We start from the raw sequence: 25,506 nt of genomic DNA, 5'->3' as shown, positions 1-25,506 counted from the left end.
CGACAAATTTAGTTGATTTTTTTTAAATCTACCTCATCTTCGGTTAATATAAAGGCATCAGCTTGAGGAATATTGTTATGTCGACTGAGAACACCAACACTGCTGTTGCAGAAGAAATTCCAAACCTTTTGATTACACCATCTGCACAAGAGTATTTGCACGATTTATTAACGAAGCAAAATACTCCGGGAATTGGCGTTCGAATTTTTGTTGAGCATCCGGGTACGCCACGTGCCGAATGCTGTATGGCATATAGTGCGCCAGAAGAAGTGATTCCAACAGATTATAAACAGGACTATCCTGATTTTCCTGCGTATATTGATGCGCCATCTATTCCTTATCTTTTAGATGCTGTAATCGATTACAATAAGGACCGTTTTGGTGGTCAGCTTACCTTCCGTGCTCCAAATTCTAAAGTTCCACGTGTTGGTCCAGATGCTTCGATTGAAGAACGTATTACTTACATTCTTCAAGCAGAAATTAACCCAGGTCTTGCAGGGCATGGCGGAAATTGTAGCTTGGTAGAAGTACAAGATGACCCAGAACATGGTTTAACTGCTGTATTAAAATTTGGTGGTGGTTGCCAAGGTTGTTCAGCAATTGACGTTACCTTGAAACAAGGTGTAGAAACCACTCTAAGAGAGAACATTCCTGAACTTCAACGTGTAGTTGACCAAACTGACCATACGCAAGCCGAAGGTGCTTATTTCAAATAATCAAATTATTTGAAAAGTGAAATAAAAAAGCCTCGCAATGAGGTTTTTTTATGGTCTTGTAATTGAAAATAATTATCAATATTATTTATTTTTGTATTTAAATTTGTTACATTTGTTTAAGCAAAACTTAATATTTATTCATAATTTAATCTGTTGGAGTAGGGTATGACGAAGAGTATTTTCCAATCTGTATTATCAATTTCGGTACTTACAGTAATGTTTCCTGTGGCTTATGCTGCTGAAAGTGAAAATATTTTAGTTGATTCTTCCATAAAAAATAAAAAAGAAAGTGAAGTGGCACAATTAGAAAAAATTGTCGTAACAGCAAGTGGTTTTGAACAAAATATAAAAAAAGCAGCAGCTTCTATTTCTGTTTTAACTCAAGATGAAATTAATAAAAAAGCATATCGTGATGTAACTGATGCACTTAAAGATGTACCTGGTGTGGTTGTTACAGGTGGTGGAAGCTCATCTGATATCAGTATTCGGGGAATGGGAAGTGCATATACCGTTATTATGGTCGATGGTAAGAAAGTAAATACACGTTCTGTGCGACCAAATAGTGATAATTCAGGTATTGAACAAGGTTGGTTACCGGGAATCGAAAGTATCGAACGTATTGAGGTTATTCGTGGTCCAATGTCTGGTCTATATGGGTCAGATGCCATGGGTGGTGTGATTAATATCATCACTAAAAAAGTAGCAGATGTTTGGAACAGTTCTGTTAAGTTAGATACAACAATTCAAGAAAATAATAAATCTGGAAATCTTTACCAAGCTAATACTTATGTGTCGGGACCATTAATTAAGAATTTACTTGGATTAAAAGCCAATGGTACATTTTCACAAAGAGATGAAGATGAAATTATTGGCGGTTACCACAAACAAAAAATTCGTGCAGGAGGGGCGACTTTAAGTTTGACTCCTAATGATCAACATACCATTGAGCTTGAATACCAGCGTTCTATCCAAAATCGTAATGCCACAATAGGTAAAACAGTTTCACCAATTCAAACTGGACGTAATCCACCAGCAGATTCATTAACAGACTATTACCGTACAGAATATAGCTTAACGCATCGTGGTGACATCGGTCCTGTAAAGACTCATTCTTATATTCAGCGCGAAGAAAATAAGAATCCATCTAGAAATATGGAAGCTGTAAATACTACATTTAATACGCTTAACCAGATCACACTCGCAAATCATGCGCTTAGCGTGGGCGGAAGCTATTTAAAAGAAGAATTAGACGATTTAGGTAACCAGTTAAAAGTGGGTGGCTCACAACCTGTTTCTAATTTAGATCGTTATAGCTGGGCGTTATTTGCAGAAGATGCATGGAATATTATTGATCCTTTCACTTTAACAATGTCATTACGAATGGATCAGGATGAAAAATTTGGAGATCATTTTAGTCCTAAAGTATATGGTGTATGGACTTTAAATGATAACTGGATTATTAAAGGCGGCGTATCAACAGGTTATAAAACACCTGCACTACGAGCGACCGTAGCAGAATGGGGGCAAGCTACAGGTGGCAGCAGTTCTGCTGGAGTGATTGTTGGTAATCCAAATTTAAAACCAGAGAAAAGTACTAACTATGAGCTGTCATTCGCGTGGGATAATTTAGATAACTTGAATGCTGGCTTAACGATTTTTAATAGTGAATTTAAAGATAAAATTACAGAAGTTAGAACGTGCTCAGGAGATGCAGGTGCTCGCGAGTGTAAGTGGTTAGGTCTAGATTTTGATTTTGTGAGTCAACGCACAAATGTAGATAAAGCCAATATGAGAGGTGTTGAAGCGACATTTGGTTGGTTGATTTCACCAGATTTAAAAATGAATGCCAATTATACGTATACCGATACTGAACAAAAAAGTGGTCAATTTAAAGGTCAGCCTTTAAATGAGATGCCGGAACATATGTTTAATACCACTTTAGATTGGCAAGTTAATGACTTAGTCAATATGTGGAGTCGCTTGAATTTCCGTAGCAAAACTTCTGAATATTTAAGCCGTACCTCAATGGCTGAAGGAAAGCCTGCTTATGGACTGGTTGATGTTGGTATGAACTATAAACCGACTGACAAAATCCAAGTTGCGGCAGGCATCTATAACTTATTTGATAAAGACATTGATGTAGCAACATATAATTATGTCTTAGACGGACGTCGTTATAATTTAGGTATTATTTATAAATTTTAAATAATTAAATAACAAAGGCGCTTTAAGCGCCTTTGTTATTTAAAATATCTAATGCTTTTTCAGAATAATAAAACTTTTCTAGGTAAACACGGGCACGGCGTCTTAAATGTCCGGTTGTGACTAATTGTTGTAGTACGGGTATAAGTAATGCGGTCAGTTCATGCTTCACTAAACTTTCGTCAATATTGAGGTCACGAAGTAACAAGTGAAAATTACGTTCCTGATTACGAACATACCAAGTGTAAATGCCGTCATGTACTTGTTGTTTTAAATAATCGGTTTGACGAATATGGTCCCAGATTTCATGTCCTAAACCTACTGTTTTGGTTAGATCTTGAACTTCTATATAATTTTTTAAAACAGACAGCGGCATCGTTTTAACTTTATGCCAAATATTTGCCTGAAAATGGTAGAGCTTATCATTGTCAAAATGTTGGTTTAAAACCCGCTCACTCATCTGGCTCAGTTTTAAAATATTCTTTTGCAAATAATGATTAATCGTATCGTCCAGATTTGAATCAGTTACTGTTTCTAAAACGGATTTACCCATCTTCATGAAACGACCTACACCTGGTACACGCTTTGACATTGATTCATCTAAATAATCATGCATTGTTTGCTGAATCAGTTGTGTGAGTAAGGCTGAAAAGGCAGGGTTATTCACAATCGTTTTAATCAGCTTTTTACGGTGCTCTTCCTTACTCGCAACGTACTGTGCAATTCGGTCAATCGTTAAAACAGGAATAACGTCTTCAACAGTTGCCGTGTCATTTGCAGGATGAATCAAAGCAAAGCGAATATGCTCAGCAATTTGTTCAATCAGAAAATCAGAAGCAGGCGTGTCTAAAATCTGCTTTTGAATCAGCTGTTGAATCGGTTCAAAAGTCCAAATGTGTTGTAATTGCCGACTTCCCAACCAATGATAAAACTGCTCAAACTCTTGTTGAATCACCTGAGTCTGAGCAAATTGCTCATCTAAAAAATCTAGATGAGCTGCAATAAGTTTTTCAATGAGGGGTTGGGTAGACATAAGGTCTCACAAATTAAAAGTTTTATTTAAGGCGTAGTCGTTTTTAAAGACTGGTTTGCTTCTACTTTCAATAAAAACGGTACATATTGTTGAATGACCAACTGTTCAGCTTCCAATATTGGCATATGGCCTACGTTTTCCAAAATAACGGGAGGCTCAGCCTTCTTTAAAAGCCGTTTCAGTTCATTTGCGACTTCTACATTAATAATTTTATCTTGCTTACCCCATAAAATGAGCGTCGGTGCATCAATTGTTTTGGTAAGTACGGCAAATGAATCTGGCGTATAAACCTTATTAAGTGCAATCAGTTGATCAACCAGTTTTTGTGTTTGAGGCGCCTGATCAATCATCAATTTTTCTTGAGCTTGCAAAAACTCTTTAGGAATAAATGGAGGATTAAACATGGTTTGTTTTAATAAATAATTAAAGTCGCCTTTTTTAGATACTAAAAGTTGTTTTAGATAGGTTGGATCTTTGAGATAAATTGTATTTGCAGAACGGAAAATACCGCCACTATCAACCAAGAATAGACTTTTGGTTTCAAATGGATATTGTCCAGCGTAAAGTAGGGCAATAGATCCGCCGAGTGAATGTCCTGCAATGTGGATTGGACCTTTTAAATTTGCAGCTTCAACAAATCGACGTAATTTTTCTGCAAGATTTGGGACCGAATAGTCGAAGTCTTGAGAAACGATAGTTTCACCACTACCCGGTAAATCAGGAATAATGACATGGTAATTTGTGGTGAGATAACGAGCTACTCGGTTCCAGTTATCACGACTGCCCGCTAAGCCATGAATGAGTAGTAAAGTTGGCTTTGTGCTAGAGCCACCTTCACTATACGACCAAGTGATATCGCCGACCTTTAGACTTTTGCTTTGTAGTCCGGCCCAGCTACGCTCTTGCTGTAATATTGTTTGAAAGCTGACATCAATATTATCGGCTGCCTGCACTTGAGAAATGCTCATGACTGACAATACGCTACAAGCCAAAGACAGGGCAGTAGCAGTTTTTTTCATAGAGGCTTTAATTGATGTGGACAGCCTTGCCATAGATTTCATCCTTGATGCTTAAGCGAGTTTGAAAAATTATTGAAAAACTTTGCCAATGAGTCATTTGCCAAATATTTGGAATGAAGAAAATTATAGTCAATACGAGGACCAAAGTATGTCTATTTTTTCGCTAAACAGCAGGGAATTGGCCGTAAAACCTACATTAAATAAGATGACGTACTTTTCATTTTTTTCATGGCAAAGGATTTATTTTTTGTCAGTGACATTCAAATTTTGACACATTAAAATGATTTCTAACCTTGAAAAAACAATGGAAATATAAAATGCCTACTGCGCAAGAAGTTTTAGATCGTCTGAAAGCTGGTAATCAACGATTTGTAAATGGAAATACTTCCCTTGCAAAAACCTTATCGCATCATGAACGCGCTGAAATGGCAAAGGATCAAAATCCGTTTGCGATTGTATTAGGTTGCTCAGATTCTCGTGTTCCAGCAGAAATGGTATTTGATCAAGGTCTTGGTGACTTATTCGTAATTCGTGTTGCTGGTAACGTGGTTGCACCTTCACAAGTCGGTAGTGTTGAGTTCGCGGCAGAGCGCTATGACTGTCCGGTTGTCGTCGTATTAGGACATAGTCATTGTGGCGCGATTCAAGCAACAATTGATACGTTGATGAATCCTGATCAACCGCCATCATCTAACTTAATGTCGATTGTGAACCGTGTTCGCCCATCAGTTGAAATTTTAATGCAAACTGATTTGAAAAATGATTTGAAAAAATTATCGTGTCATGCGGTACGTTCAAACGTTTTTGCTTCGGTCAATCAATTACGTCATGGTTCAAGTGTACTTGAAAGCTTGATTGCGAAAGGTGAGTTGATTGTTGTTGGTGCAGAATATTCACTAGAAACTGGTGAAGTTACTTTCTTTGATTTCTGATCAGAATAAAATATTTAAAATTAAAAGGTGCCTATAGGGCACCTTTTATATATGGATAAGCTAACTTAAGTAATTGTGACTGTGCTTGAGCATTTGGATGAATCAAGTCATTTTGCATAAGTTGTTTTTGACCAGCAACACCATCTAGAAAAAACGGAAGTAATTTCACCTGATATTTTTGGCTGACAACTTTATAGTTATTTTCAAAAGCCTTGCTATACGCAGCCCCATAATTTGGCGGAATTTTCATACCAAAAAGAATAACTTTGGCTTTTTGTTTTTGGCTTAATTGAATAAGTTGATCCAGATTCTTTTGAATCATTTGAGGCGGTTGACCACGCAAGCCATCATTTCCGCCTAATTCAATCACAACTATATTTGGCTTATAAGTTTGTAATAACTTAGGTAATCGAGCTAAAGCGCCGTTGGTCGTTTCTCCACTCACACTTGCATTGACCACTTTGTGTTGTTTGGGATACTGTTGGTCTAAGCGTTTTTGCAGTAATTGTACCCAACCTTGTTTGGGATCAATTCCGTAACCGGCACTAATACTATCTCCTAAAATTAAAATAGTTTTCGCCGATACAAGCATGGGCAGCATACTTAATGAGATGAGCATGATGCTTTTAGAACCAATCAAAAAAGATTTATACATTTGTACTTCGACCCTGATTCTGAATACATAGGACTTTTTACATCATGCCACAACCCATCATTGCTGCCCATCAAGTTACACAAACTATTCAGATTAACCAAAATCAGTTTACGATTTTAAAAGATATCGATTTAGAGATTTTTGAAGGGGAACAGGTAGCAATTACGGGACGTTCTGGCTCAGGTAAGTCAACCTTATTGGGAATTTTGGCGACTTTAGATCAACCGTCTGAAGGGGAAGTCTGGTTATGTGGTCAAGCTGTTCATCAGTTAACAGAGGAACAGCGTGCTCAAATCCGAATGCTGCATATTGGTTTCGTATTTCAATCTTTTCAACTTTTGCCTCAGTTGAGTGCGCTTGAAAATGTGATGTTGCCCTTACGATTACGTAAAGATTTTGATTATAAAACCGCAGAGAAAAAAGCTTTAGATTGGTTGCATCGAGTAGGACTTAGTCGACAGGTTGAACAAACGCCTAAAGTCTTATCTGGAGGGGAGCAACAACGTGTGGCAATTGCACGAGCTCTTATTGCAGAACCACAAATTATTTTTGCGGATGAACCGACTGGAAACCTAGATGGTCAGACGGCACAAGAAATTGAAAGCTTACTCTTTGATTTAAACCGAGAGTTAGGCACCACTCTAATTTTGGTGACGCATGATCGTAATTTAGCAACCCTTTGTCAGCGTCATGTCGAGTTAGATGACGGCCGATTAAAGATAGTACAGGGTGGTTAAATGATGCGTAATCTTCTCAAACCACTTTTACTACAAAGTTTTCGTACGGGTGGATTATATCTACTCATTATTGCTCTATCGCTGGCGATCAGTGCAACAACTGCCCTAAAATTTAGTAATGACCAAGTCAAACAGGCAGTAAGTCTGCAAGCTTCACAAATGCTGGGTGCGGATTTGGTTCTGTCGAATAACGAGCCTATCGAACAGCCGTGGAAAAAAAGGGCAGAGCAGCTTGGTTTAAAACAAACCAATGTCACTCTATTTAGCTCTATGGCGCATACCCAAGATCAATTTGTCATGGTCAATGTAAAAGCAATAGAACCTGCATTTCCACTAAGAGGACAGCTTGAAATTGAGCCAAAAACTCAAGCGATTCAATCTGGTGAAGTCTGGCTAAGTCAAAGAGCTGCGGACTTATTAAAAGTAAAAAGAGGAGATGTTGTTTCTATTGCTGACGGTAGCTTCCGCTTTAGTGGCGTAATCGTGCGTGATTCAAATCAGGAACTCGGTTTTTCAGGTTTTTCACCTACCGTCATTATCCATCAAGCTGATATTGCTAAAACGCATGCGATTCAGACAGGAAGCAGAATTGATTATCGCCTGTTAATGGCAGGTAGCTCTGAACAAGTTCAGGCATTTTCAAAGCAATTTAAGCAACAGCATCAAACAGCTAAAGACGCAGATGAGACGGCTGGCTTGCGTTTACGTGATGCAAGTGAATCGAATAGTAGATTATTACGCCCGCTTGAAAACCTAGATACCTTTTTGCAATTAGCCAATATTTTAACGATTTTGTTGTGTGGGATTGCCATCGCTCTAACGAGTCAACGTTATGTGCAACAAAACCAAGATCATATTGCGCTGATCAGATGTTTAGGAGCCAGTAAGTTCCAAATCTTATGGGCATATATTGGATTACTTAGTGTTGTCAGTGCGATTTCAATTGTGTTGGGCAGTCTATTAGGTTTAATCATGGGTTATGGCCTGCTCCAGCTTATGCTGCAATTAATTCCTCAATTAGAGCTAAGTTTTTCGGTCATACCACTTTTAATTGGACCTTTACCCATTGCTATTTTTACGAGTGTGATCGTACTGCTTGGATTTATTTTGCCAAGCATTTGGGAACTTTTAAATACACCTCCAATTCGCGTTATTCGCGAGCAAGCCAAATCTCGAAAATCTTTATTCTTTATGTTTTTTGCTGGCATTAGTAGCCTGATTGTTTTTAGTTTAGTGTTGAGTGAAAACTTAATGCTCAGTATTCTGGTTTTGGCTGCCATTATTGTTCTTTGTATTTTGCTTTATACCGTTGTTTGGCTATTGCTTCGCAGCTTAAAAAAGCTGAAAAATCGTTTGTCTTTTTATATTCGTTCCCCATCACAGAGTGCCTTACAAATTACCGCATTGGCTTTAGGCTTAAGCCTCATTACAGTCCTCAGTGTATTAAGAACAGATTTATTGGAGCGTTGGCAACAACAACTTCCTGAAGGTACGCCGAATCAATTTGTTTATGGATTACCTCCATTCGATTTAAAAGCTTTTGAGCAACAGTTAAAGCAACATGGTTGGCAAAGCACCCCGTTATATCCAAATATTCGTGGCCGATTGCTGGCTAAAAATGATGTACCTTTTTCAGAAGAGGCGATAAAGCAAAATAATTCTTTGCGCCGTGAATTGAATTTGACTCAATCAAATCTATTACCAAATGACAATGTCATTACAAGTGGTCAAGCTCAGTTTAATGGTGTGGGGCAGGTTTCAGTCGAAAGTAAGACTGCCGAAAGTTTAGGAATCCAAATTGGAGACAAACTTACCTTTAGTCTGCCAGAAGGGACCTTGCAAGCCAAAGTTGTGAATTATCGGAGTGTAGAGTGGGAAAGTTTTAGCCCTAACTTTTTCTTTATTTTTTCACCTAAAACTTTAGATGAAAATGCTGGAAGTTATTTAGGCAGTTTTTATGTGCCTAAGCAAGATCAGCCAAAGATGATCAATATTATTCAGCAGTTTTCCAATACTGTATTTATTGATGTTGACCGAATTTTAGATGAAGTAAAACGGTTAATGAATGTTTTGGTCAAAATAGTAACTGTACTGGCAGCATTAGTCGGTTTTTCTGGAATATTGGTACTGATTGCATGCTTAAACTTGTTAATGGACGAGCGACGCCGTGAGGTTGCTTTACTGCGTTCATTTGGTTTATCTAAAAATAAAATGAAGCAAATGCTTAGTTTTGAGATTGGTTTCTTAGGTCTGTTAGCAGGCATAGTTGCCTGCTGTTTTGCAGAAGTGATTAGTGTGATTGCAAGTTATAAAATGAATATGGCCCTACAGTGGCATATTGAAATATGGCTGATTTTACCTCTTGGCATGATGCTGATTTGTGCCCTAATTGGTCGTTATCGATTAGGTTATCTCTGTAATTTACCGCCTTTACAAAGTTTAAGAGAGTTAAATCAATTGTAGGTTAAGGAATAATGTCAGGATTCTGGATAATGATTTCATGCCATAGCGGAAGTAAAGGTGTATTGATTTGTACACAGTACATATAGAAACCACCTGTAATAATTACTGCGCCTAATAAGCCTAAAATTTTAAGTATAGTTTTTAACTTGCTGACATAGCTTAAGTACCACATTAGCGCAAGGAATGCGCCAATAATCATGCCGCCAATATGCGCGGCATTATTAATACCCGTTGCGACAAAACCAAAAACAAGGTTGATGGCCATAATCATTAATAATGCTTTTTTATCGAGTATGTAGGCTTGATGTGGAAGCGGTGGAAATAAGGAAAGAACGGTTAACGCAGCACCTAATCCCATCACGGCACCCGAAGCACCTGCACTAACATGAGGCAGTAAGCTTTGATCGAAATGTTGCAGTAATTCATGTCCATTTTGAATCGTCATATAACTACTTAAAAGACTACCGAATAAGCCAGCAAGTAAATACATGCCTATAAAATAGAAGCGACCAAATAGTGACTCAGCAACATTACCGAAAATATAGAGAGCCCACATGTTAAGCATGAGGTGAACAAGACCAAAATGAAAAAACATGCTGGTAAATAAGCGTTCGGGCTGCCCAGTAAAAGTAAGTGGTGTAAAATCTGCACCCCAATGAATAGCATCTTTCATGGCTGGGTCGCTAATATCGACACCAGTCGCAATTTGCCAGACAAACAAACCTACATTAATCAAGATCAATAGGGCGGTCAGCCACCAAGTTTGTACATTGAGTTTACGATTAATGTGCGGAGGCTGATATTGAGTCATGCTATGCTTTTGTTATATATGAACATGCTTAACAGCTTAACATGAAAAAAGTTGAATACAGGAGATCAGGACGAACATGAAAGCTTTTATTGTTCGCGTGTTGTTAATTTTTATTGGGGCAATTCTCCTTATTCAGCTTTGGATTTTCTCAAGTTTAGTTTGGTGGCGTACACATGAAGTCGATACCACCATGTTTATGCGATTAGATTATTGGTCAGATACATCGGAGCCGATTATTCATGAATGGCTTGACTATGATGATATTAGCGACAATTTCAAACATGCGATTTTAGCAGGAGAAGACGCAAAGTTTATTTATCATCATGGCTTTGACTGGGATGGTATTCGTTTTGCTCTAGAGCGTAATAATGAAAAAGGTGAAGTGGTTGCGGGTGGGTCTACTGTGTCTCAGCAACTTGCAAAGAACTTATTTTTATACAACAAGCGTTCGTTTATTCGTAAAGGCCAAGAAACTATCGCAACATGGATGATGGAGCGAATGTGGTCAAAACGCCGAATTCTTGAGGTGTATATGAACTCTGTTGAGTTTGGCAAAAATCGTTATGGTGTTGAAGCAGCTGCACAATATTATTATGGTAAAAGTGCTAAAAGCTTAACGCGCGAACAAGCTGCTTTTTTAGCCGCTTTATTGCCTGACCCGAAATATTACCAAGATCACCGCAACGATCGTAAACTACAATATAGAAAACGCGTTATTTTACGTTATATGAATAGCACCCAAATTCCTGAATGATGATGTTTAAAGATGTGTAAATTTTTTAGTTTTTACCAAATTGTCATATTTTTGCAGCATACTGTTTTATAGAGATTTTGGCTGGATAGAGAATTGAGTTAGACATGAATACAGCGATTACACCGACGACCCCAACAGAATATAGTTATAATGACCGTTATATAAATCGTGAATTGTCTATTCTTGACTTCCATTTGCGTGTATTGGAGCAAGCGGTAGACCCTTTACATCCATTACTTGAGCGAATGAATTTCTTGCTTATTTTTTCACGCAATCTCGATGAATTCTTTGAAATTCGTGTTGCGGGGGTAATGGAGCAATTTTCTCTAGGCAATGAAAGTCGTAGCCCTGATGGATTGACGCCACGACAAGTCCTACAAAAAATCTCTGAAACTGCTCATGCTGCGATTGAACGTCAATATCGTATTTTAAATGAGGAAATCTTACCTAAGTTACGTGAAGAAGATATTTGCTTCCTCCGTCGTGGTGAGTTAACGCCAGCACAGTCGGCTTGGATTAAGAAATATTTCCAAGAGCAAGTTGCACCTGTATTAACGCCAATTAGCTTAGATCCAGCGCATCCGTTCCCACGTCTCGTCAATAAAAGCTTGAACTTTATTGTGACATTAGAAGGTAAAGATGCTTTCGGTCGTCAAATTGATTTAGCTGTGGTACCAGCACCACGTTCATTACCTCGCGTGGTTCGACTGCCAGATGAGTTAACAGGTGGTAAAGAACATCACGTTATGCTATCTGCCATTATCCATGAGCATGTGTCAGATTTATTCCCTGGAATGACTGCAACTGGTTGTTATCAATTCCGTGTTACACGTAATGCTGACTTGGCATTAAATGAAGATGTTGAAGATTTAGCAAAAGCTTTAAAAGGTGAATTAAGTTCTCGACGTTTCGGTCGTGCGGTTCGCTTAGAAGTGACTCATAACTGTCCACAGCATATTTATGAGTACTTATTGGAAGAATTTGATTTAACCGATGAGCAATTATACAAAGTTGATGGTCCTGTAAACTTGGCTCGTTTGGTTTCAAATTTTAAACGCCCTCATTTGCGTTATGACTCGCATACGCCGGTTGTGCCTAAAGTGTTTAAAAAGACCGAGAGCATTTTCTCTGCAATGCAGAAGCAAGACATTTTGCTTCATCATCCATTTGAATCTTTCGCTCCCGTCATTCAGCTACTTCGTGAATCTGCTCGCGATCCCCAAGTGTTGGCAATCAAGCAAACACTTTACCGTAGTGGCGCTGATTCTGAAATTGTACAGATTTTGGCGGAAGCTGCGCGTAATGGAAAAGAAGTGACTGCAGTGATTGAATTGCGCGCTCGCTTTGATGAAGAGTCCAATATTGAAGTAGCGAACGTTTTACAAGAAGCGGGGGCTGTCGTTGTTTACGGTATCGTAGGTTATAAAACTCACGCCAAAATGATTATGGTGGTACGCCGTGAAAACAACAAACTGGTGCGTTATGTTCATTTAGGAACAGGTAACTACCATGCGATGAATGCTCGAATTTATACCGATTATGGTCTCATGACGACTGATAAAGATCTGTGTGAAGACGTGCACCGCATATTCCAAGAACTCACAGGTATGGGCAAAATGGCGAAATTGAAAAAGCTATTACATGCGCCATTTACCTTACATGCTCAGCTCATCAACTTCATTGATGAAGAAATTGCCAATGCTAAGGCTGGGCGTAAAGCTCAAATTATTGTGAAAGTGAATGCCTTAACGGAAGTTCAATTGATCAATAAATTATATGAAGCATCTCAAGCAGGTGTTCAGATTGACCTGATTATTCGTTCTATTTGCTGTTTACGTCCGGGTTTACCTAACTTATCAGAAAATATTCGTGTACGTTCAATTGTAGGACGTTTCCTTGAGCATACTCGCGTTTATTACTTTAGTAATAATGGGGATGCACGTATTTACTGCTCAAGCGCAGACTGGATGGATCGCAATTTATTTAACCGCGTTGAAGCATGTTTCCCTGTTGAAGATCCTGCATTGAAAAAGCGTATTTATCAACAAGGACTCGTGAACTATTTGCAAGATAATCAGCAAGCTTGGTTATTGCAGTCAGATGGTACTTGGGTACGTGCTGAGCCAGCAGAAGGTGAAAAACTACATAATGCTCAAAGAGCACTATTAGAAATTATTAAATAATGAACTTTTAACTCTCATTAAAAAGCCGACATTTTGTCGGCTTTTTAATTCACTGAAATTCAATCTAATTTAGTTAGTATTTCTAAATGGTTGTTGGGTAAACGATAATAATTTGAAGCACAGCAAGATGTTTTTAAAATATGTGATTTTTGGCATAAAACATTGAATTTTAAAAATATACAAATCATGTGAAATCTACTTTAATACGCCGCATTAAATATACTTAACTTTGGTAAATGAATAAGATGCAATGCTTTATTAGAAGTTTACTTTTTAAAATACTTTTGGGGATAATGCCAGTGACCGCTTACGCAGAGCAGAAGTGTTATGGGGATATCATCGTCTTTTAAAGATTTAATGACCAAGCCATATATCCTTATTTTGTCCCAGCTTCTAATGATAAAAATAAAAAAAGTGAAGTAAAGAATAAAGCAATAATTATCCAGAAAAGAAAACAAAAGCAAGATGAGTTTTTAGCTCAAAAGAAAACTGAAGATGTTCACACAAAGAAGTTAGAAGAAAATAAAAATTCTGAAAATAAAAAACAACTTGATGCTGCAATCGCTAAAGAAATTTTAGAAAATGGTGAAAAAAAGTGGATGGTACAGGTTGCATTAGCAGCTAATCAAAATAAAGCAAATCGGGTTCAATCTCAGCTTGAAGCAAAAGGCTATAAGGTTGTCACTAGTCCAACCACTAAAGGAATACGAGTTATGATAGACCCAGCCAATGATTATGCTATCGCACAAATTATTAGAGAAAAAATTATTGCCGATAATAGTTTGAATATGCCGTCTGCTTGGGTGTTTAAGTGGGCATCGCTTACAGCTCAGTAAAACAAAAAGGAGTCCGAAGACTCCTTTTTTTATTCATGTAAGTTTGTCGTTATTTTCTGCATAATTTGCAGTAACACGTCGAATTCACTTTGTAGCGGTGTGCTTTTACGAGTAACTAATGCTAAAGTCCGACTCGGGGCATCTTCAATTGGTTTTGCAGTAATTTGATCATTAAACTTGATCATACTGTTATCAATTGCAATTTCTGGTAAAAGCGTAAAGCCTAAATCAGAAGAAACCATTTCCACCAAAGTTGGTAAAGAGCTTGCTTTTAAACGGTTGTCGTTTTTACGTTCACCGATAGGGCAGGCACTTAAAACGTGGTCACGTAAACAGTGGCCTTCTTCAAGCAAAATTAATCTTGATAAATCAAGATCATCTAAAGAGTTTGCTTGTAAAGCATTTGCATCTTGTTTACTACACACAAGGTACAAGTTTTCTTTCGAAATTTCAGCGACTTTTAGGCCTCTAGTATCAAATGGTAGAGCAAGAACAATCATGTCTAGATTACCGTGTTCTAGACGCTCTACAATTTTTTCACTTTGAGCTTCGTGCAGATGCAATTGAATTTTAGGTAACTGCTGATGCACTTCATCAAGTAACCGTGTCAAGATAAAAGGCGCAATGGTTGGGATAACGCCCAAATGCAAATCACCTGTTAACGGTTCACTCATTTCACGGCTCAAACGCATTAAATCTTGAGCATCTGCTAGTAGTACACGGGCACGAGCAACGACTTGTTCACCCAAGGGTGTTAAACGCACATTCTGACGGTCACGCTCTACCAGAACGCCACCTAACAATCGTTCAAGCTCCATGATGCCGCCTGATAACGTCGATTGCGTGACAAAAGAGCGGCGTGCTGCTTCAGTAAAATGCAAAGTTTCCGACAACGTAACTAAATATGATAGCTGTCTTAGTGAGGGTAATGCAGCCATAGTGTCCTAGTATGATGATTTAAAATGATGCGCAAATAAACCGCTAAGCTGTGGAATAAAATGTGCAGGGATATCATGCCCCATTCCATCAATTAATTCAAACTTAGCACCGGAAATTGCTTTTGCTACAGCCTTACCATGACTAGGTGGAAGTAAGCGATCACGAGAGCCATGTAAGACTAACGCAGGTTGCTTAATTTCACGGTCCAGTTGAAGTAAGGAGCCTGTACATAATATTGCTAAAAACTGTTGAAGTACACCAGCAGGATAATAGCTACGTTGATAAAGTTTGCGTGCAGTTTGCATTGCTTCAATCTGGTTGACGTAACCAGGTGAACCAATCAATTGAAATAATTTTAAACTGTGATTAACAATACCATCTTCGTCACGTGACTCGGGTTTGCCAATTAAACTCAAAAGTTGTTTCGGAAAAGGGGGAGGTAAAAAAGGCTGATTATTACTGGTAAACATGAGCCCCAATTTTTCAACCTTTTCAGGATATTTTGCTGCAAGAATTTGAGCAATCATCCCACCCATCGATGCGCCAATGACATGGGTTTTAGTCACACCTAAACGATCAATGAGCATGGATACGTCATCTGCCATATCATGCAGTGTATACGGTGCGCCTTGATTACTTAACCCGAGTGCAAAGCGGCCCATTAACTTAACCGTATTTAATCGCTTACCTTCATGACGTACTTTTGAAGAAAGGCCGATGTCACGGTTATCAAAACGAATAACACGAAAACCTTGGTCAATGAGTGATTTACAGAAGAAATCCGGCCAAAAAAGCATTTGAGCCCCAAGACCCATAATGAGCAAAATGGTTGGATGTTCCGGCTTTCCACCCACTTCTACATGTAGCTCAATACCATTGCCTAAATTGACTTTGGTCTCTTGCATGAAAGATGTGTACGGCGAAACGTTAAACTGTAAGGCACTATTCATGTTATTCATTCCTTAAAGGAATACTCACAAAAGAGTATCCCTGATTCAAACCTTATGCTTGGGCTGGAATAAGATCTGGAACAAGCTTTGTTAATGTTAAGCGTTGTTTACCTGCTGTTGCACCTAACAATACGAAACCACGCAATGTTCCTTCATTGTCAATTGCTTTAGCAAGCATACCATCGTCGAACTCTTCTGTTTCCCAGTTTACTTCTACATCAACTGGTGCCGGTAAAACGGTAAGTGGAGCGGCTGGAGTTTTTACTGCTACTGGCATAGCAGGGTAATGCACCGCAGTTTGTTGCCCACTGAGGGTTTTAGCAAGAGCACGAGCCTGCTGCATAATCGGCATTACATATGGAAGTAGGGTGCCGTTTACTTCTGCACAATCGCCAATCGCATAAATATCGGCTTGATTTGTTTCAAGCAAGCTATTGGTAATAATGCCACGGCTTGTTTGAATATCTGCGCTTTTAGCAAGTGAAATATTTGGCTGTAACCCAATGGCTGAAAGAACGATGTCAGCAATTAAAGTTTGGCCGTTCGCAAGCGTAACTGCATAATCTTCGCCATTATTAATTTTGCTGACTTTTTCAACGGTTGTACCTAACGCAAATTTAACACCAGCTTCTTCGAGGTTTTGTTGGAATGCAGAAGCAATATGACTTGGCAATAAGCGGCCTAATGGTTGAGGCGCTAAATCAATAACAGTAATGTCATATTCACTGTGAAGTAAGTCATTGGCAAATTCACAACCAATTAAACCGGCACCCAAAATAACAACACGTTTGTCTTTACGTTGAGCTAGATTTTCACGGAAAGCACGGTAATCAATGAGTGAGTTCACAACATGGATGTCATCACTACCATCACCCGCAATTGCAAGTCGAATTGGGTTAGCACCAACCGCTAAAATCAGTTTTGAATACGGTTGATTTGAAGTTACTCCATCTTTCTCAAGAACAAGCTCATGACGTTCAGCTAAAATTTCTTTTACAAAAGTGAAAGGCTCAATACGCATATTGAGTTGAGTACCCATTTTAGCAGCATCACCTAAAGCAATTTGTTCAGGTGCTTTTTTACCTGCAAATGCATTTGATAATGTTGGCTTTGCATAATTCACTGCATCATCCGCACAAATCATCACAAGTTCTTGCTCTGGGTTAAGCTTACGAAACTCACGTGCTAAGGTATAACCCGCCATGCCTGATCCGATAATGACGATAGGATGCATTTTTCTCTCCAGAGTTAGAATTGTTTATTTAATACGGTGATTGGTAATATTCGTAAAAAAGACCATGTCAATCATGGCCTTTTAATTTAAATCATTAGATTTCGATCATTTCGAAGTCAGCTTTTGAAACGCCGCAATCAGGGCAAGTCCAGTCATCAGGGATATCTTCCCATTTTGTTCCAGCTGCAATGCCGTCTTGTGGCCAACCTTCTGCTTCATCGTAAATCCATCCACAAACGATACATTGATATTTTTTCATGAGACTCTCCGCACTGATAAGTTTGCTTAAAGCTGCCTTTCAGTAAAACTATTCCATCTATTAATAATGTAACCACGATCCGGTCAATAATAACCAATGTGCCTTTGATCGGATATCAAATTTTTACGCAGTTCTACATTTAATGTAAAGCAAATAACGGAGTTTAATCATTCGTAAGCAAAGATGAATGGCAGGTTAGGACAAATAAGCGGTTATTTAGGCGAAACTTCAACATAAACTAATAATAAGTAATGCATTCTTAACGTTAATTTTAAACTTGCTTTTACTTATGGACGTGCTGAAAAATAAAAAGGGTCTGATCATTTAAAAGATTTATATAATAACAACGCTAAATAACAACAAATAAAAAGTCAACAGATGTCATTATTAAACGCGAAAATTAAAAGTCGACATCATAAAACGGAATAATTCAGGGAAGTAAAATATGGAAAATTTAGAATACGAAGTGGAAATTGAAGCGCCTATAGAGAAAGTATGGGAATTACTTTGGAATAGCGAAACATATAATGCTTGGACAAAATTTTTTGCCCCGGATTCCTCAATGCTTACCGATTGGCAAATCGGTGGTAAAACTTATTTCTTAGATGGCGAAGGCAATGGCATGGTTTCCACTATTGAAGAATTGAAAAAGCCGGAAATCTTGATTTTTAAACATTTAGGAATGATTAAGGACGGTAAGGAAGATTTAGAAAGTGAAGAAGTCAAAGGCTGGAGTGGTTCATTAGAAAAATATTTTTTGAGTCAGCACGATAATGTAACTACTTTAAAAGTCGAATTAGCCACCTTACCTGAATATATGGGTATGTTGAAAAGTGGCTTCGTTCAAGGTTTTGAGGTAATCAAGAAATTAGCAGAAGAAAAGTAAGCTATCTGCATTAATTTAAGCCAAATATTTTTTATAAATTTTCATAATCAAATCATTGATACGAGAAGGATAGGCCAAGCGATGATGTCCGCCCTCAAACGTTTCAATATTCATGTAAGGTGCAAGTTTTTGTTGAACCTGATACATATCAAGTTGCTCATCTCCTAATTCTAAATAGGCCATTTTAGGATTAGAGAGGGTGAGCTCTTCTTCTGACAGTTGAGGGTAGTCAGATCGAAAACTCGGCGTAAGACTTGGATTCGCTACAATCACAGCTAATTTATGTTGAGCGGCAGTTTTTAAGGCCCAATACCCTCCAAGGCTGTGGCCAACCAGTAGATCCGGTTTGATGGTTTGAATAGCTTGATGATAAAAGTACTCAACAGACGCATAACTTAAGTTACGGTAGTCAACATCAATACAAAACTTATGTGGATGCAAAATGGCGTGGAACTTTGTCGATTCACGAGAAGAATCCAAGCCATGTAAAAATAGAATTTTCATTATTTACGACACAATCTCATTGATAAAATAAAAGGCAAATAGGGCCTTTGAATATCGAGGTTATTTGGATTTTTTTATATTTTACTAAATGCTTTAAAAAATGATCTTAGCGATTGGTCTAAGTCATTTTGTCTTTAAAAAGTACTGCTCTTTTCCATAAATTGTCTTTTTTCATTTTTGTTTGATTGAAATCATTCGAAAAACTCCTGCAATCTGTTAAGCTATGCCACTTCATTTTTACTTAATCGAGGCAGAGATGACGCAACAAAACGCTCAATCGACTTCTGAACCAACTATTTCCGAAAACGATTTAATTGCACAGCGTCATGCCAAATTAAAGCAAATCCAAGATGTTGCGAAGGAAACTGGAAAGAGCCCTTGGCCGAACACTTTTAAGCGTGAACATTACGCTGCTGATCTACAAGAACAATTTAAAGATCAGTCGAAAGAACAAATTGAAAGCGCTGAGCATGTCTATGTAAAAGTGGCTGGTCGTGTCATGTTAAACCGTGGTTCTTTCATGGTAATCCAAGATATGACAGGTCGTATTCAGTTATATGTTGACCGTAAAGGTTTACCAAAAGATATTCTTGAAACCATTAAAGGTTTGGATCTTGGTGACATCATTGCTGCCGAAGGTTATATCGGACGTTCAGGCAAAGGGGACTTATATGTTCACCTTGAAGGTTTTGAACTGCTTACAAAATCTCTTCGTCCGTTACCAGATAAATTTCATGGCTTAAATGACACAGAAGTTAAGTACCGTAAACGTTACCTTGACTTAATTGTGAATGAAGAAACACGTAAAACTTTTGAAATTCGTGCCAAAGTTGTTGCAGGTATTCGAGCATTTTTAAACAACGAACGTTTCATGGAAGTTGAAACGCCAATGATGCATGTGATTCCAGGGGGGGCTTCTGCACGTCCATTCGAAACACATCATAATGCTTTGGATATGCCTTTATTCTTGCGTATTGCACCTGAGCTTTATTTGAAGCGTTTGGTTGTTGGTGGTTTCGAACGTGTTTTTGAAATCAACCGTAACTTCCGTAATGAAGGGGTATCAACACGTCATAACCCTGAATTTACGATGATCGAGTTTTATCAGGCGTATGCTGATTATAAAGACTTAATGGCATTGACTGAAAATATGCTTGAAAAGTTGGCTTTGGATATTCTAGGTACAACTGATGTTCCTTATCAAGGTGAAGTGTTTAGCTTTAAAGGTCCATTCAAGAAAATCTCTATGTTCGATGCGATCTTAGAGAATAATCCGCAGTTCACGCCTGAAAATGTAGGTGACCGCGAGTTTCTTGCAAAATTTATCCGTGAAGAGTTGAAAGAAGAAGTTAAGCCTGGTTTTGGTTTAGGTAAGCTTCAAACGATCGTATTTGAAGAAACTGTTGAGACTAAACTTCGTCAACCAACATTTATTACTGATTATCCAGCGGAAACTTCTCCATTGGCTCGCCGTAATGATGACAATCCACATGTTACAGATCGTTTTGAATTCTTCATTGGTGGTCGTGAATTAGCAAATGGCTTTAGCGAGTTAAATGACCCGATTGATCAGGCTGAACGTTTCCAAGCTCAGGTAGCGGAAAAAGACGCAGGTGATGATGAAGCAATGCATTATGATGCAGAGTTTGTAGAAGCGCTTGAATATGGTTTACCTCCAACAGCAGGTGAAGGTATTGGTATCGACCGTTTGGTTATGTTATTTGCTGACGCCCCAAGTATCCGCGATGTAATTTTATTCCCGCATATGCGCCGTAAAGAAGGTTAATCTTCTAAGGTACAAAAGGCAGTATTTATACTGCCTTTTTTATTACCTTTTATATCTAGAAACTTACCTATTTATACGTATCTTAAAATAGCGTTAAAAAATGTAATTGCACAGTTTAACAATTGCAAATTTGTGATAAAAAATTTAAGGTGTTGCTCATAAATAACTTTGAGAATTGTGCTGGCATGTTTCTAAAAAGAACACTTTCGATCGCAATATTGGCAACCGCTTCATCCGCTATTTTTGCACAAGGTTTAGTGCTAAATAATGAAGACTTACGTACTGACTTAAATTGGTTGAACCAACAAGGTGTTATTAATATCAGCACCTCAACTTGGCCATTAAGTGGTGATGAAATACAGCGAGCACTTTCTCAGGCAAAAGTATCTCATCCAGCTCAACAAAAAGTTATTAACTCAGTTCTTAATGCATTAAAAGCAGATAACAGCACAGTTAAAGTGGGTGCTTTTGCTGAAACTGATATAAAAAATATTCCTCAAGCATTTGGTGATAATCAAAAAGCTCAATATCAAGGTTCGTTAGAGTTTAATGCCGGTGGCGAAAACTGGGATGCAAAAATCCGTGTAAATGCAGAAAAAGATCCGCAAATTGATAATGGACAAGACGTTAATGTTGAAGGTTCATATGTCGCTGGTAAACTTTGGAATCAGTGGGTAGTTGCAGGTCAAATTCCAACATGGTGGGGACCAGGACACGATGGCAGCTTAATTCGTGGTGATGCGAGTCGCCCAGTTTATGGTGTGACTGCACAACGTGCTGTACAAAATGCTTTTGAAACAAAATGGTTGTCTTGGATTGGACCTTGGCAATATCAAGCATTTGCTGGTCAATTAGATGATTATAAAGCAATTCCAGATGCTAAATTATTAGGTCTACGGATAACTGCACAGCCATTACCCTATTTAGAGCTAGGTGCTTCTCGAACTTTACAATGGGGTGGTGAAGGTCGCTCTGAAAGTTGGGATTCTTTATGGAATGCGATCAAGGGTAATGATAATGTTTATGACGCAGCTGAAGATAGATCTAACCAAATCGCAGGTTTTGATGCTCGTTTAAATCTACAATCTCTTATAAATACCCCTGTTGGCATTTATGGTCAATATGTAGGTGAAGATGAAGCTGGACTACTTCCTTCTAAGAAAATGTACTTAGCTGGTGTGGACTATTCGTCAAGCTACAATGATATGCCATATCAACTTTATGCAGAATGGGCTGACACACGAACCAATGGTGATGTAAAAGGCATTTCTTATAATCATTACATTTATAAAGATGGTTATTACCAACATGGTTTCCCGTTAGGACACGCGATGGGTGGTGACGGACAAATGTATTCAGTGGGTGGTGATATCCGCTTTGATGTCATGAACCGTTTAAGTGGTCGTGCTATGGTAGTTAAAGTTAACCAATCTAATTTGACAATCAATAAAGCATTTCCTAAAGATGATGAAATTAAAGCACTTGATTTAACTTGGACACATTTCATCAAACCTGATCTTCCATTAAAAATTAATGGTTGGGTAAGTGATTCTGATTTGGAAGGCAATGATGCAGGTGCCTCTATCGGTATTGAAATTCCATTAGAACGTAAAATGTTTGGTTTCTAAGATTAAATTATGTTTAAAAAGAGAAGCTTTAATGCTTCTCTTTTTTTATGGTTTTTAGAGAAAATAAAGCCTAGAACGTAATTTGCTTAAGTTAATTGCGCAAGCTACGATTGTGAAGTTATGCAAGTGAATCAGCATATTATATGTATATGATTAAATCGAATATCAATATGAAAAAACAAGCAAAAGGAATCGGTTTTAAATCACTATAATGCATAACTAATGCTATAAGCCATATAAAGGCTTGTGGTTGGATTATTTATCACGAAAAATTGGAGTTGTTATGGCACTCGTTCCTCCACATGGTCTTCTAGGTGGTGGTTTAATACCGCTTCTAGATTTTATGGGCAAAATGGATAGAGAAGGACGTGTTCATGACTGAATCAAGACTCACACATCTCAAGCAACTTGAAGCTGAAAGTATTCACATTATTCGTGAGGTTGCTGCGGAATTTGAAAACCCAGTCATGCTTTACTCGATTGGTAAAGACTCGGCTGTTATGCTTCATCTTGCTTTAAAAGCATTTTATCCGGCTAAACTTCCATTCCCATTATTACATGTAGATACGGGCTGGAAGTTTAAAGACATGATCGCGTTTCGCGATAACATGGCAAAAACTCATGGTTTTGACTTAATTGTTCATCAGAACAAAGAAGGTCGTGAAGCAGGAATCAACCCATTTGATCATGGTAGTTCAAAATATACCGATATCATGAAAACCCAAGCTTTAAAACAGGCTTTGGATAAATATCAATTTGATGCTGCTTTTGGTGGTGCGCGCCGTGATGAAGAAAAATCACGTGCGAAAGAGCGTGTGTATTCATTCCGTGATAGTAAACACCGTTGGGACCCGAAAAACCAACGTCCTGAACTTTGGAACCTTTACAATGGTAAAGTGAACAAAGGTGAAAGTATTCGTGTATTCCCTTTATCTAACTGGACTGAGTTGGATATCTGGCAATATATCTATTTAGAAAATATTCAAATCGTTCCTCTTTATTTCTCTGCTGTTCGTCCAGTAGTAGAGCGTAGCGGTACGTTAATCATGGTTGATGATGAGCGTATGCGTTTAAAAGAGGGTGAAGTTCCACAGATGAAGTCTGTACGTTTCCGTACGCTTGGCTGTTATCCATTGACTGGTGCAGTTGAGTCTGAAGCAGATACGTTACCTGAAATTATCCAAGAGATGCTTTTAGCCACGAGTTCTGAGCGTCAAGGTCGTATGATTGACCATGATGAAGCGGGCTCAATGGAAAAGAAAAAGCAAGAAGGCTATTTCTAAGACAATTTCTAAATTTGTGGAGTTTGAGCAATGTCTCATCAATCAGAATTAATCAGTCAAGATATCTTGGCCTATTTAAAGCAACACGAACAAAAAGATCTTCTACGCTTTTTGACTTGCGGTAACGTAGATGATGGTAAAAGTACGCTTATTGGGCGTCTACTCTACGATTCAAAATTGATTTATGAAGATCAATTGCAAGCGGTAACACGTGACAGTAAAAAAGTAGGAACTACGGGTGATGCACCAGATTTGGCATTACTGGTAGATGGCCTGCAAGCAGAACGTGAACAAGGTATTACCATTGACGTAGCTTACCGTTATTTCTCAACAGAAAAGCGTAAGTTTATTATTGCTGATACCCCAGGGCATGAACAATATACGCGTAACATGGCAACTGGTGCATCAACTGCTGATCTTGCAATTATCTTGATTGATGCGCGTTATGGTGTACAAACTCAAACTCGTCGCCATACGTTTATTGCAAGTTTACTGGGTATTAAGAATATTGTTGTGGCCATTAATAAAATGGACTTAGTTGAATATTCACTTGAACGTTTCACTGAAATTCAGATTGAATATGATGCTTTCGTAAGCCAGTTGGGCGATCGCCGTCCAGCCAATATTCAGTTTGTACCAATTTCTGCTTTAAATGGCGATAACGTTGTAAATCCATCAGCTCATACGCCTTGGTACAAAGGTCAAACCTTGATGAGCATTCTTGAATCGGTGGAAATTAGTCGTGAATCGAATAAACACGAATTCCGTTTCCCAGTTCAGTATGTAAATCGCCCAAACCTTGATTTCCGTGGTTTCGCAGGTACGATTGCTTTAGGTGAAATCAACGTTGGTGATGAGATTGTTGCACTTCCATCAGGTAAGCGTTCAACAGTTAAAGAAATCGTTACTTTTGATGGAAACCTTGAGCAAGCTGTAGCAGGTCAAGCGGTTACATTAACATTAAATGATGAAATTGATATTAGCCGTGGTAACGTTTTGGTGCGTGCTGGCGAGCAACCATTAATTTCGCGTAGTGTTCGCGCTTCAGTGGTATGGATGAATGAACATCCGCTGGTGAAAGGTAAGTTGTACAACGTTAAGATTGGTACTCAGACTGTTCCTGCTAAAGTCACTAATATTCACTACCGTGTAAATGTGAATACGCTTGAGCATACTCACGTTGAAGAGCTTGAGTTAAATGCAATTGCCGATGTTGTTGTTGAGTTTGATGCACCAGTTGTATTTGATCAATATCAAGATTCTCGTTATACAGGCTCATTCATCTTTATTGATCGTTTAAGCAATGTAACGGTTGGTGCGGGTATGGTTGAAGCTGCTGTTGAATGGACTGCGCATAGCAATCCTGTAACAGCTGAAGATCGTGCTGCGCGTTTAGGTCAAAAACCTGCGGTGATTGGGATTTCTGCACAGTTAATCGAGAAAGCTCAAGTTTTAGAAAGTTTATTGATCCAACAAGGTGTAGTTGCGATTGCAAAAGCCAACTTAACGGCTGAGCAAATCACGTTATTGCGTGAAACAGGTGTTGTGGTTATCACTACAGCGGTGGATGGCACAGATACAGAAGTTACTGCTGAAACCGTTGAAGAGGCAGCTGAAAAAGTTGTGGAATTAGTCCGTCTTTAATAGGCTGAATTGATTTTGAAAAAACCCGCGTAAGCGGGTTTTTTTTATTGGG

The 25,506-nt window shown here is 38.3% G+C and carries 23 protein-coding genes and 1 pseudogene; 14 read left to right on the top strand and 10 right to left on the bottom strand.

Annotation, left to right across the window (positions count from 1 at the left end):
* The first annotated feature begins 77 nt into the window (after positions 1-77).
* On the top strand, positions 78-716 hold the full coding sequence (gene nfuA, locus KTI78_RS03185) for a Fe-S biogenesis protein NfuA (RefSeq protein WP_002117617.1): 639 nt from the start codon (positions 78-80) through the stop codon (positions 714-716).
* Positions 717-881: 165 nt separating this feature from the next.
* Positions 882-2,921 carry a ligand-gated channel protein gene (locus KTI78_RS03180; protein ID WP_016141914.1) on the top strand — a complete coding sequence of 680 codons (2,040 nt, stop codon included), beginning with the start codon at positions 882-884 and terminating at the stop codon, positions 2,919-2,921.
* A 22-nt stretch (positions 2,922-2,943) separates the two neighbouring features.
* On the opposite strand, the gene KTI78_RS03175 is transcribed toward KTI78_RS03180, so the two are convergent.
* Both KTI78_RS03175 and KTI78_RS03170 read right to left on the bottom strand, forming a co-directional pair.
* The gene (locus KTI78_RS03175; RefSeq protein ID WP_224993127.1) at positions 2,944-3,951 is read right to left on the bottom strand and encodes a hypothetical protein; all 1,008 of its coding nucleotides are present in this window, start codon (positions 3,949-3,951) and stop codon (positions 2,944-2,946) included.
* A gap of 26 nt (positions 3,952-3,977) precedes the next feature.
* Entirely contained in the window at positions 3,978-5,003 is a 1,026-nt protein-coding gene (locus KTI78_RS03170) for an alpha/beta fold hydrolase (RefSeq protein ID WP_262445173.1), read from the bottom strand.
* A gap of 284 nt (positions 5,004-5,287) precedes the next feature.
* On the opposite strand from KTI78_RS03170, the gene KTI78_RS03165 reads away from it, so the two are divergent.
* Positions 5,288-5,902 (top strand): carbonic anhydrase, encoded by a 615-nt coding sequence (locus tag KTI78_RS03165; protein WP_003653067.1) that lies wholly within the window; start codon positions 5,288-5,290, stop codon positions 5,900-5,902.
* Positions 5,903-5,933: 31 nt separating this feature from the next.
* Here the strand turns inward: KTI78_RS03165 and KTI78_RS03160 are convergent, their stop codons facing one another.
* Complete coding sequence (locus tag KTI78_RS03160; RefSeq protein ID WP_224993131.1) at positions 5,934-6,557, bottom strand: arylesterase; 624 nt, start codon at positions 6,555-6,557, stop codon at positions 5,934-5,936.
* Between the two features lie 44 nt (positions 6,558-6,601).
* Between KTI78_RS03160 and KTI78_RS03155 the strand changes: the two genes are divergently transcribed.
* Together KTI78_RS03155 and KTI78_RS03150 are read left to right on the top strand one after the other, a co-directional pair.
* Entirely contained in the window at positions 6,602-7,294 is a 693-nt protein-coding gene (locus KTI78_RS03155; RefSeq protein WP_262445172.1) for an ABC transporter ATP-binding protein, read from the top strand.
* A 3-nt stretch (positions 7,295-7,297) separates the two neighbouring features.
* On the top strand, positions 7,298-9,757 hold the full coding sequence (locus KTI78_RS03150) for an ABC transporter permease (protein ID WP_262445255.1): 2,460 nt from the start codon (positions 7,298-7,300) through the stop codon (positions 9,755-9,757).
* A 1-nt stretch (position 9,758) separates the two neighbouring features.
* Here the strand turns inward: KTI78_RS03150 and KTI78_RS03145 are convergent, their stop codons facing one another.
* The gene (locus KTI78_RS03145) at positions 9,759-10,568 is read right to left on the bottom strand and encodes a rhomboid family intramembrane serine protease (RefSeq protein ID WP_016141907.1); all 810 of its coding nucleotides are present in this window, start codon (positions 10,566-10,568) and stop codon (positions 9,759-9,761) included.
* A 76-nt stretch (positions 10,569-10,644) separates the two neighbouring features.
* Here KTI78_RS03145 and mtgA point away from each other — a divergent pair, with 76 nt between their 5' ends.
* Together mtgA and ppk1 are read left to right on the top strand one after the other, a co-directional pair.
* Positions 10,645-11,322 carry a monofunctional biosynthetic peptidoglycan transglycosylase gene (gene mtgA / locus KTI78_RS03140; protein ID WP_016141906.1) on the top strand — a complete coding sequence of 226 codons (678 nt, stop codon included), beginning with the start codon at positions 10,645-10,647 and terminating at the stop codon, positions 11,320-11,322.
* Positions 11,323-11,426: 104 nt separating this feature from the next.
* Positions 11,427-13,505 carry a polyphosphate kinase 1 gene (gene ppk1 / locus KTI78_RS03135; protein ID WP_016141905.1) on the top strand — a complete coding sequence of 693 codons (2,079 nt, stop codon included), beginning with the start codon at positions 11,427-11,429 and terminating at the stop codon, positions 13,503-13,505.
* A 59-nt stretch (positions 13,506-13,564) separates the two neighbouring features.
* Here ppk1 and KTI78_RS03130 read toward each other — a convergent pair whose 3' ends face one another.
* Positions 13,565-13,693 (bottom strand): hypothetical protein, encoded by a 129-nt coding sequence (locus KTI78_RS03130; protein WP_224993132.1) that lies wholly within the window; start codon positions 13,691-13,693, stop codon positions 13,565-13,567.
* Between the two features lie 57 nt (positions 13,694-13,750).
* Between KTI78_RS03130 and KTI78_RS03125 the strand changes: the two are divergent.
* Positions 13,751-14,341, top strand: a pseudogene (locus KTI78_RS03125) (SPOR domain-containing protein).
* A gap of 29 nt (positions 14,342-14,370) precedes the next feature.
* On the opposite strand, the gene oxyR reads toward KTI78_RS03125, so the two are convergent.
* The 4 genes from oxyR to rubA form a co-directional block, all read right to left on the bottom strand.
* Positions 14,371-15,279, bottom strand: coding sequence for a LysR family transcriptional regulator OxyR (gene oxyR, locus KTI78_RS03120; protein WP_016144631.1), 909 nt, complete (start codon positions 15,277-15,279; stop codon positions 14,371-14,373).
* Between the two features lie 6 nt (positions 15,280-15,285).
* Positions 15,286-16,230: an esterase EstB gene (estB, locus tag KTI78_RS03115; RefSeq protein WP_016141902.1), complete on the bottom strand. Its 945-nt coding sequence runs from the start codon at positions 16,228-16,230 to the stop codon at positions 15,286-15,288.
* Between the two features lie 52 nt (positions 16,231-16,282).
* Positions 16,283-17,464 carry a rubredoxin reductase RubB gene (gene rubB / locus KTI78_RS03110; RefSeq protein WP_262445171.1) on the bottom strand — a complete coding sequence of 394 codons (1,182 nt, stop codon included), beginning with the start codon at positions 17,462-17,464 and terminating at the stop codon, positions 16,283-16,285.
* 94 nt (positions 17,465-17,558) lie between these two features.
* Positions 17,559-17,723, bottom strand: coding sequence for a rubredoxin RubA (gene rubA, locus KTI78_RS03105; RefSeq protein WP_000760495.1), 165 nt, complete (start codon positions 17,721-17,723; stop codon positions 17,559-17,561).
* Between the two features lie 445 nt (positions 17,724-18,168).
* Here rubA and KTI78_RS03100 point away from each other — a divergent pair, with 445 nt between their 5' ends.
* On the top strand, positions 18,169-18,609 hold the full coding sequence (locus KTI78_RS03100) for an SRPBCC family protein (RefSeq protein ID WP_262445170.1): 441 nt from the start codon (positions 18,169-18,171) through the stop codon (positions 18,607-18,609).
* 15 nt (positions 18,610-18,624) lie between these two features.
* Here the strand turns inward: KTI78_RS03100 and KTI78_RS03095 are convergent, their stop codons facing one another.
* Positions 18,625-19,113 (bottom strand): YqiA/YcfP family alpha/beta fold hydrolase, encoded by a 489-nt coding sequence (locus KTI78_RS03095; protein WP_016141899.1) that lies wholly within the window; start codon positions 19,111-19,113, stop codon positions 18,625-18,627.
* Between the two features lie 256 nt (positions 19,114-19,369).
* Between KTI78_RS03095 and lysS the strand changes: the two genes are divergently transcribed.
* From lysS to cysN, 5 genes are all read left to right on the top strand, one after another.
* A complete protein-coding gene (gene lysS, locus KTI78_RS03090; protein ID WP_002117806.1) occupies positions 19,370-20,899 on the top strand; it encodes a lysine--tRNA ligase in 1,530 nt (509 codons plus the stop codon).
* A gap of 185 nt (positions 20,900-21,084) precedes the next feature.
* Positions 21,085-22,527 carry a capsule assembly Wzi family protein gene (locus KTI78_RS03085; RefSeq protein WP_262445169.1) on the top strand — a complete coding sequence of 481 codons (1,443 nt, stop codon included), beginning with the start codon at positions 21,085-21,087 and terminating at the stop codon, positions 22,525-22,527.
* Between the two features lie 250 nt (positions 22,528-22,777).
* Entirely contained in the window at positions 22,778-22,909 is a 132-nt protein-coding gene (locus KTI78_RS03080; protein ID WP_080649498.1) for a hypothetical protein, read from the top strand.
* Positions 22,902-23,810 carry a sulfate adenylyltransferase subunit CysD gene (gene cysD / locus KTI78_RS03075; protein WP_000140408.1) on the top strand — a complete coding sequence of 303 codons (909 nt, stop codon included), beginning with the start codon at positions 22,902-22,904 and terminating at the stop codon, positions 23,808-23,810. Before KTI78_RS03080 ends, cysD begins: the two co-directional genes overlap by 8 nt.
* Before the next feature lie 30 nt (positions 23,811-23,840).
* Complete coding sequence (gene cysN / locus KTI78_RS03070) at positions 23,841-25,454, top strand: sulfate adenylyltransferase subunit CysN (RefSeq protein ID WP_262445168.1); 1,614 nt, start codon at positions 23,841-23,843, stop codon at positions 25,452-25,454.
* The last annotated feature ends 52 nt before the right edge of the window (positions 25,455-25,506 follow it).

It is taken from the genome of Acinetobacter sp. WU_MDCI_Abxe161 (genome assembly GCF_025514355.1).
Taxonomy (GTDB): domain Bacteria; phylum Pseudomonadota; class Gammaproteobacteria; order Pseudomonadales; family Moraxellaceae; genus Acinetobacter; species Acinetobacter pittii_E.
Note: the sequence above shows the minus strand (reverse complement) of the source record. Positions and strands in the feature narration are given on the sequence as shown.

What these genes read in the sequence shown, in the direction of transcription:
- nfuA (WP_002117617.1), top strand. Translation starts at nt 78, where the DNA reads ATGTCGACTGAGAACACCAACACTGCTGTTGCAGAAGAAATTCCAAAC.
- KTI78_RS03180 (WP_016141914.1), top strand. Translation starts at nt 882, where the DNA reads ATGACGAAGAGTATTTTCCAATCTGTATTATCAATTTCGGTACTTACA.
- KTI78_RS03175 (WP_224993127.1), bottom strand. Translation starts at nt 3,951, where the DNA reads ATGTCTACCCAACCCCTCATTGAAAAACTTATTGCAGCTCATCTAGAT.
- KTI78_RS03170 (WP_262445173.1), bottom strand. Translation starts at nt 5,003, where the DNA reads ATGGCAAGGCTGTCCACATCAATTAAAGCCTCTATGAAAAAAACTGCT.
- KTI78_RS03165 (WP_003653067.1), top strand. Translation starts at nt 5,288, where the DNA reads ATGCCTACTGCGCAAGAAGTTTTAGATCGTCTGAAAGCTGGTAATCAA.
- KTI78_RS03160 (WP_224993131.1), bottom strand. Translation starts at nt 6,557, where the DNA reads ATGTATAAATCTTTTTTGATTGGTTCTAAAAGCATCATGCTCATCTCA.
- KTI78_RS03155 (WP_262445172.1), top strand. Translation starts at nt 6,602, where the DNA reads ATGCCACAACCCATCATTGCTGCCCATCAAGTTACACAAACTATTCAG.
- KTI78_RS03150 (WP_262445255.1), top strand. Translation starts at nt 7,298, where the DNA reads ATGCGTAATCTTCTCAAACCACTTTTACTACAAAGTTTTCGTACGGGT.
- KTI78_RS03145 (WP_016141907.1), bottom strand. Translation starts at nt 10,568, where the DNA reads ATGACTCAATATCAGCCTCCGCACATTAATCGTAAACTCAATGTACAA.
- mtgA (WP_016141906.1), top strand. Translation starts at nt 10,645, where the DNA reads ATGAAAGCTTTTATTGTTCGCGTGTTGTTAATTTTTATTGGGGCAATT.
- ppk1 (WP_016141905.1), top strand. Translation starts at nt 11,427, where the DNA reads ATGAATACAGCGATTACACCGACGACCCCAACAGAATATAGTTATAAT.
- KTI78_RS03130 (WP_224993132.1), bottom strand. Translation starts at nt 13,693, where the DNA reads ATGATTTGTATATTTTTAAAATTCAATGTTTTATGCCAAAAATCACAT.
- oxyR (WP_016144631.1), bottom strand. Translation starts at nt 15,279, where the DNA reads ATGGCTGCATTACCCTCACTAAGACAGCTATCATATTTAGTTACGTTG.
- estB (WP_016141902.1), bottom strand. Translation starts at nt 16,230, where the DNA reads ATGAATAGTGCCTTACAGTTTAACGTTTCGCCGTACACATCTTTCATG.
- rubB (WP_262445171.1), bottom strand. Translation starts at nt 17,464, where the DNA reads ATGCATCCTATCGTCATTATCGGATCAGGCATGGCGGGTTATACCTTA.
- rubA (WP_000760495.1), bottom strand. Translation starts at nt 17,723, where the DNA reads ATGAAAAAATATCAATGTATCGTTTGTGGATGGATTTACGATGAAGCA.
- KTI78_RS03100 (WP_262445170.1), top strand. Translation starts at nt 18,169, where the DNA reads ATGGAAAATTTAGAATACGAAGTGGAAATTGAAGCGCCTATAGAGAAA.
- KTI78_RS03095 (WP_016141899.1), bottom strand. Translation starts at nt 19,113, where the DNA reads ATGAAAATTCTATTTTTACATGGCTTGGATTCTTCTCGTGAATCGACA.
- lysS (WP_002117806.1), top strand. Translation starts at nt 19,370, where the DNA reads ATGACGCAACAAAACGCTCAATCGACTTCTGAACCAACTATTTCCGAA.
- KTI78_RS03085 (WP_262445169.1), top strand. Translation starts at nt 21,085, where the DNA reads ATGTTTCTAAAAAGAACACTTTCGATCGCAATATTGGCAACCGCTTCA.
- cysD (WP_000140408.1), top strand. Translation starts at nt 22,902, where the DNA reads ATGACTGAATCAAGACTCACACATCTCAAGCAACTTGAAGCTGAAAGT.
- cysN (WP_262445168.1), top strand. Translation starts at nt 23,841, where the DNA reads ATGTCTCATCAATCAGAATTAATCAGTCAAGATATCTTGGCCTATTTA.